Raw genomic sequence first — 16,714 nt, 5'->3', positions numbered from 1 at the left:
CCCTTGCCTTCCCCGTCTACTTCTTCGTAGCGTAAGGGCAAGGCTGCAAAAGCTGAACAATAAAGCGCGGAGTCGCCATGCGGCCCCGCGCTTTTCTTTTAGCGTCGGTCCCTGCGCCGGCGTGCGGCCTATTTCTCCCCCATTTTGGCCATTTTGCCCTCCAAACGGCACTACCGCCGGCAACATCCAGCAGATACGCTGAACCTAGCCGTATAGGCCCTATGAGAACGGGAGCAACCATGGCAGCCTTGTTCACGACCCCCAAACGCAATGACACTACCGCCGGAACCCATGTTGCCGAACCCGACGTTCGCCGTCGCATAGGACTCGCGCACGGCAGCTGGCGCCGCGTGACGCGCCGCATCGTCGTAGGCGCCGTGTGCGCGCTCACGGTGAGCTCGCTGCTCATGCCGAGCGTCTCGCTCGCGGCGGAATGGGTCAAGGTCGGCGAAACCAAATACAACGCCGGCACTGCGGCGGGCGACGAGACCGGCACCTGGTCGTGGGACGGCGCCGACGACTTGAAGCTCAACAACTATAACGGCGGCGAGATCCAGGCCGCAGGCAAGCTCAACGTGAATTACTCGGGAAACAACATCGTCACTGCCGACTGGATCGAAGGCATCAAGGCTTCTCATGGCAAGAATGAGAACGCCGAGCTCAATATCCAAGGCGACGCGGGCAGCACGCTCAGCGTGACATCTACTGAGGACGCTATCCTTTCCACGGGTAATATCAACATCGACGGAGCCGGATCCGTCAACGCCACGAGCGCTGGGTTTGATGCCATCGACGCCGAGGGCGATCTCGCTATCAAAGGTTCGGGCAACGTCAACGCCACGGGCGTATCGGATGGCATCAGGGCAAACGGCAATATCACGATTGACGACAGCGGGGCCGTCACCGCCAGGGCTACCAAGGACAAGGGTATCGGAACCGACAAGAACCTCACCATCAAGGGTGGCGGCACAGTCGAGGCAAGCTCAGCCGATGGTGAGGCCATTTGGAGCGGCGGCAACATCAATATCTCGGACGGCAGCCAGGTCAAGGCGAGCTCCGAGAAAGACGCCGCCGTCGAGGCCAAGGGCAGCCTCGCAGCCACAAACGCCTCCCTCAACGCAAACGGTGTTGAATATGGCGTCTATGCCCACAAGGGCATCACACTCGATCATGCAAACGTGACAGTCCGCACAAGTAAAGGCAGATACGGTGGCGCCATTGCCCTCTTCACCTACCAAGACGATATCGTCGTCAAGAACGGCTCCACCGTGGACGCGTTTGCGGAAGGCGAGGTTTCGGCTGCATTCTCCACCAGAAACGATCGACCCAACGAGGAGGGTGGCCACATCTACATCAGCGACTCCGTTGTCAAGGCCATAGCCCGCTATGTCGAGAACGGCGACGGCCCCATCCCCTACAGCGAAAACCAAGATGGTGAGACGAGCCCCGAGCCCCAAGGCGAGAACATCGGCATCATCGCCCAGACCAGCGAGGGCGTCACACCCGCAGTCATCTCGATCATCCGCAGCAAGGTAACGGCCGAAGGAGATACAGCGGCAATCTTTGCCCGTGCCATGAGCGCTGACGGCAAGACAATCGGCACCATCAAGATTGAGAACGCCGCCATCCAGACGCCCGAAGGCGGCAAGGTCATTGACTATCGCAAGCTCCGTGACGGCATCTACGAGGCAGGCCAAGCCATCGGCACGGGCGACGCTGTGATCGACTCCCCCTATAACGAAGCTGTCGCCAAGAGCATGGTCATCGCACCTCCCGAGGTAGCCAAGCCGGAAGACCCCAAGCCCGACGAGACCAAGCCCGCAGAAAGCAAGCCCGCGGAGTCCAAGCAGAACCCCAAGCCTGAGGGCTCAAAGCCGACCAAGGCCGTTGCGGCTTCAATCACGAAAGCCAAGACTACCGGCGCGCTCGCGGCAACCGGCGACACCTCGGGTGCGGCCATCGTGGCAACCGTCCTTGCGGGAACAGCTGCTATCGCCGCAGGCACCATGGCGAGCCGCAAGCGCTCTTAGACGCCTCTGCGCACATGGCAGCTCCCGCGAAGGCCCCGAGTCCCAGCACCGTTTAACAACGCCACCGCCGAGCTCCCCTCCGGCGGTGGCGTTTTCCATATGCGTCCGCAGGGTATGCACGAGATTGTCTTTGGTCTAGCCCAATCTGCATGAGCCGGCGTGCGACAATGGGGGCCGTCGATATCACAACGCCGAGAGAAGCCCGTCATGGAAGCGTATCAAAAGCAGATAACCGTTCATGCACAGCATGCCGAAAGCGCACCAGTCATCTATCTTCCCGTGGTCATGGGCGACGGCACGGAGGTTTATGAACGCTGCCGAGAGCTCAACTGCCCGCCCTTCACGCTTGTCGGCATTGGCAGCCTCAACTGGAATCGCGAGCTGAGCCCCTGGGGATGCGACGGAACCGTGCGCGATGCCGAGCCCTTTGGCGGTCAGGCATCCGGATTTCTCGATGAGCTGTTGAACTGGATAATCCCAGAGGCCGAGTCGTCGCTTCCTCAGCCGCCCACCTGGCGCGGCATTGCCGGCTACTCGCTCGCGGGCCTCTTCGCGCTCTGGTCCCTCTGGCAAACCGACGCCTTTAGCCGCGCCGCAAGCGCATCGGGGTCGTTGTGGTTTCCCGACTTTGTCGATCGCGCCAGCACGACCCCTTTTGCCGGCAACCCGCAGGCCGTCTATCTGTCACTCGGCAAAAAGGAAACCAAGACGCCCAACCGCATGATGCGGCATGTACTCGACGACACGCGCGCCATGGAAAAACTGCTCGGCGAACGTGGTATTCCCACGACGCTGGAGCTCAACCCCGGCAACCACTTTGCCCAAACCGACTTGCGCATGGCCCGCGGCATCCACTGGATACTGACGCATTAAAAATGGCGCCCACGCGTGCATACGCATGGGCGCCATTTATTTTGTTTTAGCTGAACGCAGCCGCTACTTAGCAGCCTCCTCGAGCTCGGAGACATCAAACTCGAAGTCATTACCCGGCAGAATCGCGTTGAGCACAATACCCACCAGCGAGCCAACGGCAAGGCCCGAGAGCGAAATCGTCACGCCGCCCAGCTCCAGCACGATGGCACCGGCGGTGCTGTACGCAATGCCGAGCGAAAGCACGAGTACCAGAGCGGCCACCAGCACGTTGCGGTTGTTCTGGAAATCGACCTGGTTCTCAATGAGGTTGCGTACGCCCACGGCACTGATCATGCCATAGAGCACGAGCGACACGCCACCGATAACGCATGCCGGCATGGCGGCGATTACGGCAGCGAACTTGGGGCAGAACGAAAGCACGATGGCGCAGCACGCGGCAATGCGAATCACGCGCGGGTCGAACACGCGCGTCAGGGCGAGCACGCCGGTGTTCTCGCCATACGTGGTGTTGGCCGGAGCGCCAAAGAGCGACGCCAGAATCGTGGCGAGACCATCGCCGAGCAGCGTGCGATGCAGGCCGGGATCGGCAATGTAGTTGCGCTCACAGGTGGAGCCAATAGCGGAGATATCACCGATATGCTCGATCATGGTCGCGAAAGCCAGCGGCATGATGGTGATGATGGCCGTCGTGGCAAGACCGCTATCGAACTGCGGGCCAAAGAGCGCAAACACGGTGTTGTCCCACACGATGGGAAGACCGACCCACGGCGCGGCGGCAACGCCCGAAAAATCAACCTCACCCAACGCGGCCGCAACGGCATAGCTCACCACGACGCCCAGCAGAATCGGCACAATCTTGACCATGCCGCGGCCCCAGATGTTGCAGATGACGATCACTGCCACGGCGATAACGGCGACGAGCCAATTGGTCTGGCAGTTGGCAATGGCGGAGCTTGCCAGGATCAAGCCGATGGAAATGACGATAGGACCAGTCACCACCGGCGGGAAGAAGCGCATGACGCGCTTGGCACCAAACGCGCGGAAGAGTGCCGCGAGTACCGGATAGAGTAGACCGGCGCAGGCAACGCCCAGGCAAGCGTAGGGCAAAAGCTCGGCTTCACCGTTCGGCGCAATGGCAGCATAGCCTGCGATAAAGGCAAACGACGATCCCAGGAATGCAGGGACCTTACCGCGCGACAGGAAGTGGAACAGCAGGGTGCCCAAGCCGGCAAACAATAGTGTTGCCGATACCGAGAGGCCGGTGAGCACAGGCACCAGCACGGTGGCGCCAAACATGGCAAACAGGTGCTGCAGACCGAGCAAAAACATGCGCGGGCGGCCGAGCGACGATGCATCGTAGATGGCATCGGTGACGGCGGGCGTCGAAGACTGGGACATGGATGTCCTTTCGAATGGAAGGGCGATCGGGCATATCGGATAACCTGCCCGAACGATACGATCCGAACCATTGTACGCGATACGCCATGTCTCGCATGCGCCGTCACCTGCGAACGTTACCGCTATTTCCAAACGCGCTCGGCAACGCGCTTGACCAGCGCGATCTTTGCCCATTGCTCGTCCTCGGTCAGCTTGTTGCCAATCTCGCAGCTGGCAAAGCCACACTGCGGAGACAGATACAGGTTCTCGAGCGGCACATACTTTGCCGCCTCGTGAATACGCTCGACGATGGCATCCTCGTCCTCGAGCTCTGCCGCCTTGGTGGTCACCAGGCCCAACACGACCTTCTTGCCGGGGGCAACGTACTTGAGCGGCTCAAAGCCACCGGCACGCGGCGTATCGAACTCAAGATAGAACGCATCGACGTTCTCGTGTGCGAACAGGTACGGCGCGATGGGGTCATAGCCGCCCTCGAAGGCATAGGTAGAGTGGTAGTTACCACGGCACACGTGCGTGTTAATGACAAGGTCATCGGGCTTGCCCTCGATGGCGGCGTTGTTGAGCGCCACGCCCAGCTCACTCACCTTTTGCAGATCAACCGGGCTCATACCGGTCTTTGCCACGAAATCGGTGTCGCAGTAGATACCCCAGGTACAGTCATCAAACTGGATGTTGCGGCAGCCCGCGGCATACAGGCCGGCAATCACGGTGCGGTATGCTGCGGCAATGGCATCGGCGAGCTCTTCGTCGGTCTTGTAGACGGCGTGCAGACTCTCCTGCTGGCCATCGCAGCGGTCGAGCGTGACTTCGGAGAACGTCTGGATCGGTGCCGGAATGGTCTGGCGCGCAATCTGGCCCTCCCCCTCGAGCGCCTTGACAAATTTGAAGTGCTCGACGAACGGATGATTCTCGCCGTTAATGGGACCGGTTACCACGGCAGTGTCGGCGGTAGTCTCCTCATCGTGGAACATATAGCCTGTACGCGAGGTGCGACGCTCGACGCCGTTCAGCCCCCACATAAAGTCGAGGTGCCAGTAACTGCGGCGAAACTCGCCATCGGTAATCACCTGCAGGCCAGCGGCCTTTTGCTTGTCCACCAGGTCGCGAATAGCCTCATCCTCGACGGCCTTAAGCCCCTCGGCATCAAGCGTGCCTGCCGCATAGGCAGCGCGGGCATCCTTTACGGCCTGCGGACGAAGAAAGCTACCGACGATATCAGCGCGAAACGGCGCGTTCGGTTGAATTGAAGTGCTCATAGATATCTCCCTTTGCATTGGTTGCTTTACTGGGACAGAGTATGAGCGCTCATATAGCCATCGTAAAATATACGTTTATAACAGTTTGATATAGATGCTTCCTATATCAGTTGGGACTGCCATGAAGAGATTTGACTCGTGTAGGACGCAGCAGTCTAGATATGCTGACGGATCGCGTCGATATAGGCCTGGCCGTAGCGCGTAAGCGTCGTGTTCTTGCGCGTGATGATGCCGATCTCCATGTACTCATCCACATCGAGCGGAATCGAGATAATGCCGGGGCCGTTGAGTTCGTGGCTAATCACGCCCGAACACACCGTGTAGCCGTTGAGGCCCATGGCCAGGTTGAACAGCGTCGCACGGTCGCGCACGCGGATATTCTTGCGACGCTCAAACGTCGAGGTCAGCTCCTCGGAATAGTAAAACGAGTTGTAGCTGCCCTGCTCGTAGGACAGGAACGGGTAGTCTTCCAGATCCTCGAGCGTCACGCTGGAGCGGTCCGCCAGCGGATGGTCGGCACAGACGAAGACATGCGGCGTGGCGCAGAAGAGCCCTTCGAACACGAGCTCGTTGGCCACCAGCATGCGCTCGATGACCTCGCGGTTGTGCTCGGACAGATATAGGATGCCGAGCTCGCTTTTCATGTGCGCGACGTCCTCGATAATCTCGTGAGTCTGCTCCTCGCGCAGGGTAAAGTCGTAGCGCGCGGCATCGAACTCACGGATCACATCGACAAACGCGTTGACGGCAAAGGAATAATGCTGGCAGCTCACACTAAAGTGCGGCACCTGCTCGGACTCGCCCTTGTACTTGCCTTCGAGCAGATCCGCCTGATCGAGCACCTGGCGCGCGTAGCCCAAGAAGGTCTCGCCTTCCTCGGACACAATAACACCCTTGTTGGTGCGCTCAAAGATGTGCACACCCATCTCGTTTTCGAGATCGCGGATCGACGCGGTAATCGAAGGCTGCGACACAAAGAGCCGGCGCGAGGCCTCGGTGATGCTGCCGCATTCGGCAACTTTGACGACATACCTGAGCTGTTGAAGCTTCATGGCTTTCTCCCTAGACGTTCGTGACGTCGAAACCCGTCGCATCCATCTGACGCATAAACGACGGCATCTCCCCCGTCGCGGCGCAGGCGGCAATCTGGTGCAGAGCCCCGGCAACCGCATCGTCTGCCGCAGCGCCGATATGCCAGCGCGCGGCAGCCGTGACGGCCTCGTTGGCATTGGCGACTGCAACGGAGTTGGGGACGGCACCGATCATGGGCAGGTCGTTATCGGAATCGCCAAATACGGCCACCTCGTCGGACGTCAGGTCCAAAGCGCGCGCCAGCTCCAGCGCAGCGCAACCCTTGTCCCAACCTGCTGGAAGAATGTCGAACAGGCGCACACGATTGTTGGGAAACACGAGCGAGAGTTCCGGCACCTCGGCGGCAACGCGCTCGCGTAGCTCCGCGAGCTCCTCACGCGAACGAGCACTCCAGATATTCGCCTTGAACACCGGCGCGTCATCGACGACAGGACGGCACGGGGCCTCTTCGCCCTTGAGCCATGCGTTGCCGCCCGACTCCATGGCGCGGCGCACACGCTCGGGATCGCTCGTCACACAATAGGCATCGTTGCCCCAAAAGTCATCGCCCAGGCTGTAGACCTTCAGATACGTATCGTCGGTCTCTTGCTCCAAGTAGTCAGCCAAGCGCATAAGGGCGGCGTTGTCGGTCGCATGCGAGGCTACCACCTCGCCGTCCACAAACATGACCTGGCCGTTGCAGAACGCGCCGGTCGAAAAGCACTCGGCGCGATTGCGGAACATCCAGCCCATCGCGGAGGGCTGGCGACCCGAAACCGGGCCAAAGTGCAGACCCGCCGCCTGCATGGCATGAATGCCCTCGATGGCGTAGTCACTGGCGCCATCATGCCCGGCTGGAATCAGCGTATCGTCCATATCGGTCAGCACAAGTTTGATCATAAGATCCCCTCAGTCATTCTTAATCCCGTCTATTGTACCGACCTGCCAAAAAGAGACAGGTTTATATTGGCAGGTTTTATCTGGGAAAACGCAAAGCCCCAGTTGTTACCTGCCAAAATAAACCTGTCCCTTTTTGGCAGGTGCGCTAGTATAGGGAACAACAGATTCGATGCGGGAGTGCCGGCGGTGCAAACCACAAGGCTGAGAGGGCATGGGGCCCAATCCTTTGAACCTGTCAGTTAATGCTGGCGTAGGGAGCATGCCGCCTTTTTAGGGGCGCTGTCTATGCACAGCGCCCCTTTTCTATGCCAAGGAGGCATGTGCAGTGATCGATTCGAAACAGCTCAAGCAAAACGTGGTCAAGGCCGTGGAGGAGATTCGTGCCAACAATCCGATGGCGGGCTCCATCACCAACACGGTGACGATTGACTTTGTCGCCAACGCGCAGCTCGCCGTGGGCGGATCGGCCGCCATGGTCTATCTGCCCGACGAGGGCGAGGCGCTCGTTGCCGGCGGCGGCGCCATCTATCTGAACATGGGCACACTCTTCCCCATCTACGAGCAGACGATTCCCCGCGCGGCCAAGGCGGCACACGACGCCGGCAAGCCCTGGGTGCTCGATCCGGTTGGCCTGGGCATCGGTAGCCTGCGCACCCAGTTGGTAAACGAACTCAAGCAGTACAAGCCCGCCATCGTGCGCGGCAACGCCTCCGAGATCATCGCGCTCGCCGGCCTGTGGGGTCTTGAGGGTGAGGCGGCCGATCTGAGCCGCGTGCGCGGTGTCGATACCACCGACACGGTAGACGCTGCCCGCGATGCCGCCGTGGCGCTCGCCCGCTACACCGGCGGCGCCGTTGTGGTCTCGGGCGAAGTCGACCTGATTACCGACGGCACAACCGTGGCCAAGTCCCACGGCGGCAGCCCGCTCATGTCCAAGATCACCGGTTGCGGCTGCTCGCAGGGCGGCGTGCTGGCCGTGTATGCCTGCGCCGCCGATCCGTTTACGGCAGCCGTCTGCGGTGCCGCCGTCTACAACGTTGCCGGCACGCGTGCCGCCGCCGTCGCCGATGCCCCGGCAAGCTTTAAGGTCGCCTTTATCGACGAGCTCTACCGCGCGACCGCCCAGGACATTGCCGATAACCGACTCGAGCTCGAGGAGGCATAAGCCATGTCCGAGCCCGCAACCGATGCCGGCATGAACACACTCGTCGCCGTGGCCATCGCCCCATGCGGTACCGGCGATGAGCTGTCCGCCGAGGTCGCCGAGGTCGTGCGTGTCATTCGCGAGAGCGGCCTTCCCAACCGCACCACCTCGATGTTCACCGAGATCGAGGGCGACTGGGACGAGGTCATGCAGGTCGTGCGCGACGCGACCTTTGTGTTGGCGAGCAAGGGCATCCGCACCGAAGTTGTGCTCAAAGCCGATATTCGACCCGGATTTACCGACACCATGACCGGCAAACTCGAGCGCATGGAAGCACAGATCAAAAAGCAGGAGGAAGCACGATGAGCATCCGCGACAACCTTGATATCTCGGCCTATCTGGTACTCGGCCCCGAAAACACGCTCGGGCGCCCCGTGGGCGATGTGGTGGCCCAGGCACTCGATGCCGGCTTTACCTGCATCCAGGTGCGCTCCAAGGTGGCAAGCGCCCGCGAGATCATCGCGCTGACCGGCGACGCCGCGCAGGCAATCGCACAGGCTGGCAAGACCGGTCAGGTCGCTTTGCTGATCGACGACCGCCTGGACTGCGTACTCGCCGCGCGCGAGCAGGGCATTGCTGTCGACGGCGTGCACGTGGGCCAGAGCGATATTCCCGTCGAGGTCTGCCGCAAACTTTTGGGCCCCGATGCCATCGTGGGCCTTTCGGCCCGTTGCGAGGAGATGCTCGAGTACGTCAAGACCGCCGACATGAGTTTGGTCGACTACCTTGGCATCGGCCCGCTCCACGAGACCGAGACCAAGCGCGACTGCGGACGCGCGGCCGACGGCTCCATCATCACCAAGAGCTTTGAGGACCTGGCCGCACTCCACGCGGCAAGCCCCGTGCCCATCGTGGTGGGCGGCGGCGTCAAGACGGCCGACCTGCCGCAGCTTAAGGCCACCGGCGTCGACGGCTTCTTTGTGGTGAGCGCCGTCTGCAGCGCCGATGATCCCTACGCCGCGGCCAAGGAGCTCGTCGACACCTGGCAGCAGGCATAGGCATAGGCCGAACAGCTGATTCGCAGCCTCATATCTTCAATAGCGGAAAGCGCATCCCAGTTTGGACCTCCATTCCGGGATGCGCTTTCCATATAGAGGCTCAACGAGAAACCGCATCCCAGTCTGAACGCATATTCCGGGACGTACTTTCCGAAACCCCACCGCTTGGGAAACTGTAACCCGTTCTGAGCGCTCATTCTGGGACGCGCTTTCCGCCGAGTCCACGGCAGCTTGCCCTACCCCGCCAGATACGATTCCAACGCCGGCAAGGTCGCCTCCGCATCGCGGCGACCAATCTGGTAGATGCGTTCAAGTTCATCGGGCTCGCGACACAGCGACGGCACCTTCACCGATTCGCTCGGCCGCACCACAAAGATCTCGCCGGCAGCCTCGCGACGTGCCAGGTCATCGAGCGTGGCATTGTAGACCTCATGTCGACGCTCAAGCGCTGCGACAAACTCCGGATAGTGACGGAACACGCGACGCAGCATGGGCATCACGCTGTTGGGCTGCTTCACAAAGCCCGCCGGCTGCGTGAGCACCACGATATTGCGGTCATACCCCTGCGCAAACAGCCATGCACTGGGAATAGAATCGGCCACGCCACCATCCAGATACTTATGCCCGTCAATAGCAACGGGACGCGTCGCCACGGGAATCGCCGACGATGCCCGGATCCACTCGATATCCCGCTCGTCGCCATAGGGCAGGTCGTGGTAGACGGCCTTGCCCGTCTCGATATCGGTGCACACACAGGTAAACCGCATAGGGCAGGCGCGATATGCCTCCAGGTCAATAGGATCGCGCTCGATGGGCACCTCATGATAGGCAAACTCGGCATTGAACATATCGCCGGTTCGCAACCAGCTCGTCACGCTCGCATAGCGCTTGTCGGCGCAATAGGCCTTGTTGTAGCGAATGGCGCGGCCGATCTGGCGCGATTTAAAGTTGTAGCCAAACGCCGCGCCCGCCGAGACGCCCACCATATGGTCGCAGGTTAAGCCATGCTCCATCCATACGTCGAGCACGCCCGCCGTATACATACCGCGGTAGCCGCCTCCCTCGAGCGCCAGCCCCACCGTGCGCGTCGTATCCGGCTGTGCCATGCAACCATCTCCGTTCCTGCGTTTTATACCGGAACAAGTATACCCGTCAACATATATCGCCTCGGTCGCATTTATATCGAACATCGCATCGTCGCGCTACCGTTTGGCAAATAAGAGCCGCCCGCAGCAGGGACAGCCATATGCAATCCAATATTGTTGTTTATACTATTGGGCATTCATCAATAGCGAACACGGACCGGCAAAGTAACCCAACAACGCAGCAAGGCGGGGGCCTGGATACACGCAAAGCGTTGAGCAGCAACGCGTGTGTACAACGAGCTCGCCCGACGCAATACACCCCGACCTCAGAAAGCCGCTTACAGCATGGATATCGCCAGCAATTACACCGAGACGCTCGAAAAGACCATCCGTGACCTTCTCGAGCGTCAGGATGACCTGATCAGGACTGCCTTTACCGACCAGCTCACCGGACTTGGCAACCGCGGCGGCTTTACCCGCTCCCTCGAGGAGCTCTGGGAGCAGGACGCCCCCGTTACCATGGCGTTCATCGATATCGACAATCTCAAGCACTGCAACGACGTCTTTGGGCATGACGAGGGCAACCGCTATATCTTGCAGGTAAGCCTCTATCTCAAGCTGTATATGAAAGTGGACGAGGCGGCGTTTCGCATAGGCGGCGACGAGTTTGCCATCCTATCTACGATTGCAACCGAGGACGACCTTGCCGAGCGTCTGGAACACTGCCGAACGGTCCTGCTCAAAAATAACGATTCCGAGATGCCTCACTCGTTTAGCTACGGAGTGTCACATGCCGCCCCGCCCTGGGCGAAGCTTCCAATCGCATGACGCTCGATGCCGACCATCGCATGTACGATTACAAGCTACGTCATGCCATGCATCTTGATCGACGTAATATCGCGCAAGTCCACACCGACGACTTCGAAATAAGCGACCGTATTTTCGACGCCTTTTCGATGCTCAACGAAGGCCGTTATTTCTTTATCGAGAACTTGGACAAGGACCGCACCCTTTGGTCGCAAGGTGCCTTGCGCGATCTCGGTCTTCCTTCGGAGCACATAGACAGCTGCCGCGATTTCTGGAAGACGCGCGTCCATCCCGATGACCTCGAGGCCTACGCCAACGACATCAACCAGATCTTTAACGGCTCCAAACACCGCCGCGTCATGCAGTACCGCATGCGCAATGCCGCAGGTGACTACGTTCTCTGCCGTGCTCGCGGGTTTCGCATCGACGGCGACGGAAATGCCCCCTCGCTCTATGTCGGCGAACTTGTCAACCACTCGCTTGCCGAGACCGTCGACGCCGCCACGGGTCTCGGAACGCAGCGCATGTTGCTCAACGCTATCGATGCCTGCCGCCGCGATCGTTGCGAGACAGGGCTTATAGCGGTGCGCGTTCGTGGCACGACAAAGCTCAACGAGCTCTACGGGGCCGAGGCTGTCGACAACCTGCTTGCCGAATACGCAGGCCGTATGCTGTCGATCACCCGCGGCAGGAGCCGGGTCTACCGTTCACGAAGCGTCCAGTTCGTCGTGCTCAGCAACGACCTGGACCACGAGGCATTCGAGCAACTGGTCCATCATCTAAAAGAGGCCGTTTTCGCTCCTGTTCAAATCGCAGGCGACACCATTACCCCCGTCTGTCTAGTCGTCCCGACTTTTTACGAGCGCCTAACCAATCAAGCGACCGCCGTTTTAGGCGAACTCGACCGTCGCCTTCGCACGGCTGGCGGGCTTGTTCCCAACGACAGCCTCCCCATACCCGAGGCGGAGCGCAAAAGCGCCATCGCCGAACGTATCGACTCGCTCACGGGACTCTATCGCCCCAGCGAGTTTATGCGGCGCGCCAACGCATTTCTCGAGACAAGGCGTGACGGCGCCTGGTGCATCGCCACCGTCGACATGGGACACATGCGATTGTTCAACGAATGGCACGGACAGACCGAGGGCGACCGCATGCTCGCCGATGTGGGCACGGTCCTCAAGGACATCGAGAATGCCGACATGGGCGTCGCAGGGTACTGGGGCCAAGACGACTTCTGCATACTCATCCCCTTTGAGCACGACACCGTCCATCAAATCTATAGCCACGTTCACGAGGCCGTGGCCAAGCACGATGACGGCGTGGGTTTCTGGCCGTCCATGGGCGTCTACCCCATCGACTCCAACGAGGAAATCACCATCGATGCGCAGGCCAAGGCCATGTTTACCAATCGGCGTGCAAAAAACGACTTTAAGGAGCGCATTGCCATTTTCCGCCCCGAGGAGTACGAACGCGAAATCTCGTTCCACCAAACGCTGACCGAATTCCAGTACGCGCTCTCAAACGGCCGCATTACCTACTACCTGCAGCCCCAGGTCGACATGAAAACCGGCGAGATCACTGGCGCCGAGGCGCTCACGCGCTGGATTGACAAGGACGGCTCCCTCATTTCACCCGTCACCTTTATCCCCGCTCTCGAGGAAAGCGGTTTTGTGGTGACGCTCGACAAATACGTTTGGCAGGGCGTTGCCTCGTGGCTGCGCGGGCGCATCGATCGAGGGCTTCGCGTGGTTCCGATCTCGCTCAACGTGTCGCGCGTGGATATCCTTGCCTGCGACGTTGCCGAGCATATGGGGGCACTCGCCGACCAATACAATCTGCCGCCCGAGCTCATGCGCATCGAGATCACCGAGACGGCTTATACGGGAGAGTCCGAAGCTGTGGATAAGCTGACGGCCGACCTGCACAACCGCGGCTTCTCGACCTACATGGACGATTTTGGCACCGGCCAGTCCACGCTCGCGATGCTCAAGAACGTCAACGTCGACGTCATCAAGCTCGACCGCACGTTTGTGCCCGTCGACGGCGATCATGGCCGCAGCGTGCAAATCATTTCATCGATGCTCGAGATGGCGCAGTCGCTCCATCTGCCCGTTGTGGTCGAAGGCATCGAGACCAATGAGCAGGCAAACATGCTACGCCAAATGGGCGCCCGCTACGCTCAGGGCTTCCTCTACTACCGTCCCATGCAGGCGGAGGATTTTGAGGCACTGCTCGATGGTGCCGACAGCAACTAATACGCTCGTGCGCAAACGCCACCGTCGAGGGAGCGTTTGTTCCCATGAGCTAACTAATACCCCAATCTAAGCCGAATTGGGAGTAAGATACAAACCATTGTTCCATCCAAGGAGGTCATCCATCATGAACGAGTCGTATCACCTGGGCGAGCAATCAATCATCGCTCATCTTCAGCGACTTGCGAACGGGGCCTCAACCACCGAGCTCGATGTTGCCGCGCTGCCCCCGGAGTTGCGTGCCATCGGTGAGCAACTGCAGAAAACGCTCGCCATCCTGCAACAAGAACGCGAGCTGCTTGAGCGCGGCGCCTATATCGACTCGCTCACCAATCTTGGCAACCGTGGCGGACTCGACCGCCATGTCGATCAGCTCTGGCGCAAAGGCACCCCCTTCACCTGTGCCTATATTGACATCGATCGCCTCAAGCATTGCAACGATAAGTTTGGCCACGCCGAGGGCAATCGCTACATTCTGAGCATCTGCCGCGCGCTCACCGAGACAATGGAGCACGATGAGCTGCTGTTCCGTATCGGTGGAGACGAATTTGTACTTATATCCCCCACGACAGACGAAGCCGAGCTCGAGCAGCGCCTGGAGCGGACGCGTGCCAATCTTATCGAGGCAACATCAGGCGACAAGGCGCCCATGATCGCCAGCTTTAGTTTTGGCTGCTCGCGCGTCGACCCGCTTGCAGGCGATACGCGTCGCCAGATGACAAAGGACGCCGACCGCAAAATGTATCGCTACAAGCTCATGTACCGTGTGCAACAACCGGAAGAAGGCGATGCGCCGCAACGCCCGGTCACCGAACAACCCCCCCCCTGCAACGATCGAGTGTTCCAAGCGATCTCCATGAGCTCCGAGACACGCTATCCGTTCATCATTAACCTCGACACCGGCGAATCGCAATGGTCGGTTAATGCCGTGCGCGATTTTGACCTACCCTCCCAGCATCCCTACAACTCGCTCGATATATGGCTTGCCCGTGTTCACCCCGAGGACCGCGACAACGTACGTGCCGAGCTCGATATGGTGGTAAACGGCACGTGGCACTTCCACTGCATGCAGTATCGCGTCATGAATACCGCCGGAAAATACGCGCTTTGCGACTGCACAGGTTACCGCCTGGACGGCACCGATACCGAGCCCAACATGTATGTGGGCATTGTCACCAACCGAAGCTTGGCAGATACGACCGATTCCGTGACCGGTCTGGGCGATATCCATGCCCTGGTCAACGCCATTGGCGAGATGCGTCGCGTGGCACGAAACGCGGGCTTGATCGCCATTAAAATCGACGAAATCGCACAGGTCAATGCCCGCTTTGGCTTTGATGCAGGCGACCGCGTTTTGGCAGAAAGCGCCGCCTGCCTCATGGATTGCTCGCGCGGCAAGGGTCGTCTGTTCCGCTCGACCGGACCGATGTTCGTGGCGCTCTTTGACGAGCTTGATCCCGAAGAGACCGACGCGGTTGCAGACGAAATCGAACGGTTCTTGGGATCGCCCGTGCTCCTCGGCTCATTTGAATATCAGCCGCCCCTTCGCGTGGCGACGCTTCATCTGGACGCCGTCGACCGACAGCCCGTTTCCATTTTGAACGAACTTAATGCGCTGATTAGAGAGGCGCCACAGGTACCGGGCACCAAGCTGGACTAGCGTTATGGAGCGCGATGCGAAACACAGCCCGTTTCGCATCGCACCCCACGCCATCTGCCCGCTCGTGCGATAATCCTCCGCAGAAGTCACCGACAGCAGAGGGAGTTAGTGATGAAGGTTCTTTTGGTCAATGGCAGCCCCAAGGCAAACGGCAACACCGCCCGCGCACTCGCCGAGGTCGCCAAGCAGCTCAACGCCGAGGGTATCGATACCGAGATGTTTCAGCTGGGCGCCAAGCCTATTCGCGATTGCATCGGGTGCGGCCAGTGCGGCAAGCTCGATTGCCGCTGCACCTTTGACGACGATGTAGTCAACGAGCTGATTGCCGCTGCCGAGCAGGCAGACGGCTTTGTCTTTGGCTCGCCCGTCTACTATGCGCACCCCAGCGGACGCATCCTCTCGGCACTCGACCGCGCATTCTATGCCGGCAGCAAGGCCTTTGCGCACAAGCCGGGCGCCGCTGTCGCCGTTGCCCGTCGCGGTGGCACGTCGACCACCTTCGATGTGCTCAACAAGTACTTCACCATCAACCAGATGCCCGTGGTGGCATCCACCTACTGGAACAACGTCTTTGGCGCCATGCCGGGCGAGGCCGCCCAGGACGCCGAAGGCCTTGCCACCATGCGAAACATCGGCAAAAACATGGCCTGGCTCCTACGTTGCATCGAGGCTGGAAAGGCCGCCGGCATCGAAGCCCCCCAGGCCGATCGCGCTAGGACCAACTTCATCAGGTAGAACGGCGGAACATAGATATGAATATTCAAATTTTCGGGACTAAGAAGTCCTTCGACACCAAGAAGGCCCAGCGCTATTTTAAGGAGCGCCGCATTAAGGTGCAGTTTATCGACCTTAAAGAAAAGGAGATGAGCAAGGGCGAGCTCACGAGCGTGATGCAGGAGGTCGGCGGCATCGACAAGCTGCTCAACCCCAAGGCCAAAGACGAGGAGACGCTCGCGCTCATCCAGCACCTCACCCCTAGCCAGCGCTTCGACAAGTTGCTCGAAAACCAGCAGGTTCTGGCCGAGCCCATCGTGCGCAACGGCAAAAAGGCCACCGTCGGTTATTGTCCCGACGTGTGGGGAGCCTGGGAGTAGCCTGTGTTATTTGTCGGCGCGTGGGTATAAGAGCAGGCGTTTGGCATAAGATTCAACTGTAAGCCATGTCTAACAAAGGAGGGCAC

Annotated in this window: 15 protein-coding genes and 1 riboswitch; of the genes, 10 read left to right on the top strand and 5 right to left on the bottom strand. The window is 59.9% G+C overall.

What is annotated here, in order from left to right:
* Nucleotides 1–239: 239 nt before the first annotated feature.
* The gene (locus DXB53_RS00255; RefSeq protein ID WP_158556469.1) at nucleotides 240–2,030 is read left to right on the top strand and encodes a carbohydrate-binding domain-containing protein; all 1,791 of its coding nucleotides are present in this window, start codon (nucleotides 240–242) and stop codon (nucleotides 2,028–2,030) included.
* Between the two features lie 207 nt (nucleotides 2,031–2,237).
* The gene (locus DXB53_RS00250; RefSeq protein WP_117582869.1) at nucleotides 2,238–2,903 is read left to right on the top strand and encodes an alpha/beta hydrolase; all 666 of its coding nucleotides are present in this window, start codon (nucleotides 2,238–2,240) and stop codon (nucleotides 2,901–2,903) included.
* A gap of 63 nt (nucleotides 2,904–2,966) precedes the next feature.
* On the opposite strand, the gene DXB53_RS00245 is transcribed toward DXB53_RS00250, so the two are convergent.
* From DXB53_RS00245 to DXB53_RS00230, 4 genes are all read right to left on the bottom strand, one after another.
* Nucleotides 2,967–4,301, bottom strand: a complete 1,335-nt coding sequence (locus tag DXB53_RS00245) for a uracil-xanthine permease family protein (protein WP_117582868.1) — start codon at nucleotides 4,299–4,301, stop codon at nucleotides 2,967–2,969.
* Nucleotides 4,302–4,423: 122 nt separating this feature from the next.
* Nucleotides 4,424–5,557, bottom strand: coding sequence for a 5-methyltetrahydropteroyltriglutamate--homocysteine S-methyltransferase (locus tag DXB53_RS00240; protein ID WP_233503762.1), 1,134 nt, complete (start codon nucleotides 5,555–5,557; stop codon nucleotides 4,424–4,426).
* Between the two features lie 155 nt (nucleotides 5,558–5,712).
* Nucleotides 5,713–6,609, bottom strand: a complete 897-nt coding sequence (locus tag DXB53_RS00235; protein WP_117582866.1) for a LysR family transcriptional regulator — start codon at nucleotides 6,607–6,609, stop codon at nucleotides 5,713–5,715.
* A gap of 10 nt (nucleotides 6,610–6,619) precedes the next feature.
* Nucleotides 6,620–7,528, bottom strand: a complete 909-nt coding sequence (locus DXB53_RS00230) for an HAD-IIB family hydrolase (protein ID WP_117582865.1) — start codon at nucleotides 7,526–7,528, stop codon at nucleotides 6,620–6,622.
* A 163-nt stretch (nucleotides 7,529–7,691) separates the two neighbouring features.
* Nucleotides 7,692–7,802: riboswitch (TPP riboswitch) on the top strand.
* Nucleotides 7,803–7,853: 51 nt separating this feature from the next.
* On the opposite strand from DXB53_RS00230, the gene thiM reads away from it, so the two are divergent.
* The 3 genes from thiM to DXB53_RS00215 are packed head-to-tail and all read left to right on the top strand — an operon-like array spanning nucleotide 7,854 to nucleotide 9,730.
* Nucleotides 7,854–8,693 carry a hydroxyethylthiazole kinase gene (gene thiM / locus DXB53_RS00225; protein WP_117582864.1) on the top strand — a complete coding sequence of 280 codons (840 nt, stop codon included), beginning with the start codon at nucleotides 7,854–7,856 and terminating at the stop codon, nucleotides 8,691–8,693.
* Between the two features lie 3 nt (nucleotides 8,694–8,696).
* A complete protein-coding gene (locus tag DXB53_RS00220; RefSeq protein ID WP_233503104.1) occupies nucleotides 8,697–9,038 on the top strand; it encodes a thiamine-binding protein in 342 nt (113 codons plus the stop codon).
* Nucleotides 9,035–9,730 carry a thiamine phosphate synthase gene (locus DXB53_RS00215; RefSeq protein WP_006234517.1) on the top strand — a complete coding sequence of 232 codons (696 nt, stop codon included), beginning with the start codon at nucleotides 9,035–9,037 and terminating at the stop codon, nucleotides 9,728–9,730. Before DXB53_RS00220 ends, DXB53_RS00215 begins: the two co-directional genes overlap by 4 nt.
* A gap of 236 nt (nucleotides 9,731–9,966) precedes the next feature.
* Here DXB53_RS00215 and DXB53_RS00210 read toward each other — a convergent pair whose 3' ends face one another.
* The gene (locus DXB53_RS00210; RefSeq protein ID WP_199409645.1) at nucleotides 9,967–10,836 is read right to left on the bottom strand and encodes a patatin family protein; all 870 of its coding nucleotides are present in this window, start codon (nucleotides 10,834–10,836) and stop codon (nucleotides 9,967–9,969) included.
* A 324-nt stretch (nucleotides 10,837–11,160) separates the two neighbouring features.
* On the opposite strand from DXB53_RS00210, the gene DXB53_RS00205 reads away from it, so the two are divergent.
* The 5 genes from DXB53_RS00205 (at nucleotide 11,161) to DXB53_RS00185 (ending at nucleotide 16,628) form a co-directional block, all read left to right on the top strand.
* Nucleotides 11,161–11,643: a GGDEF domain-containing protein gene (locus tag DXB53_RS00205; protein WP_117582863.1), complete on the top strand. Its 483-nt coding sequence runs from the start codon at nucleotides 11,161–11,163 to the stop codon at nucleotides 11,641–11,643.
* Nucleotides 11,640–13,877 (top strand): EAL domain-containing protein, encoded by a 2,238-nt coding sequence (locus DXB53_RS00200; protein ID WP_117582862.1) that lies wholly within the window; start codon nucleotides 11,640–11,642, stop codon nucleotides 13,875–13,877. The genes DXB53_RS00205 and DXB53_RS00200 overlap by 4 nt, the downstream gene beginning before the upstream one ends.
* A gap of 124 nt (nucleotides 13,878–14,001) precedes the next feature.
* Entirely contained in the window at nucleotides 14,002–15,534 is a 1,533-nt protein-coding gene (locus DXB53_RS00195) for a diguanylate cyclase domain-containing protein (protein WP_117582861.1), read from the top strand.
* Between the two features lie 111 nt (nucleotides 15,535–15,645).
* On the top strand, nucleotides 15,646–16,269 hold the full coding sequence (locus DXB53_RS00190) for a flavodoxin family protein (protein WP_117582860.1): 624 nt from the start codon (nucleotides 15,646–15,648) through the stop codon (nucleotides 16,267–16,269).
* A 17-nt stretch (nucleotides 16,270–16,286) separates the two neighbouring features.
* Nucleotides 16,287–16,628 carry an arsenate reductase family protein gene (locus DXB53_RS00185; protein ID WP_117582859.1) on the top strand — a complete coding sequence of 114 codons (342 nt, stop codon included), beginning with the start codon at nucleotides 16,287–16,289 and terminating at the stop codon, nucleotides 16,626–16,628.
* The last annotated feature ends 86 nt before the right edge of the window (nucleotides 16,629–16,714 follow it).

The organism is Collinsella sp. OM04-5 (genome assembly GCF_003439125.1).
Taxonomy (GTDB): domain Bacteria; phylum Actinomycetota; class Coriobacteriia; order Coriobacteriales; family Coriobacteriaceae; genus Collinsella.
Note: the sequence above shows the minus strand (reverse complement) of the source record. Positions and strands in the feature narration are given on the sequence as shown.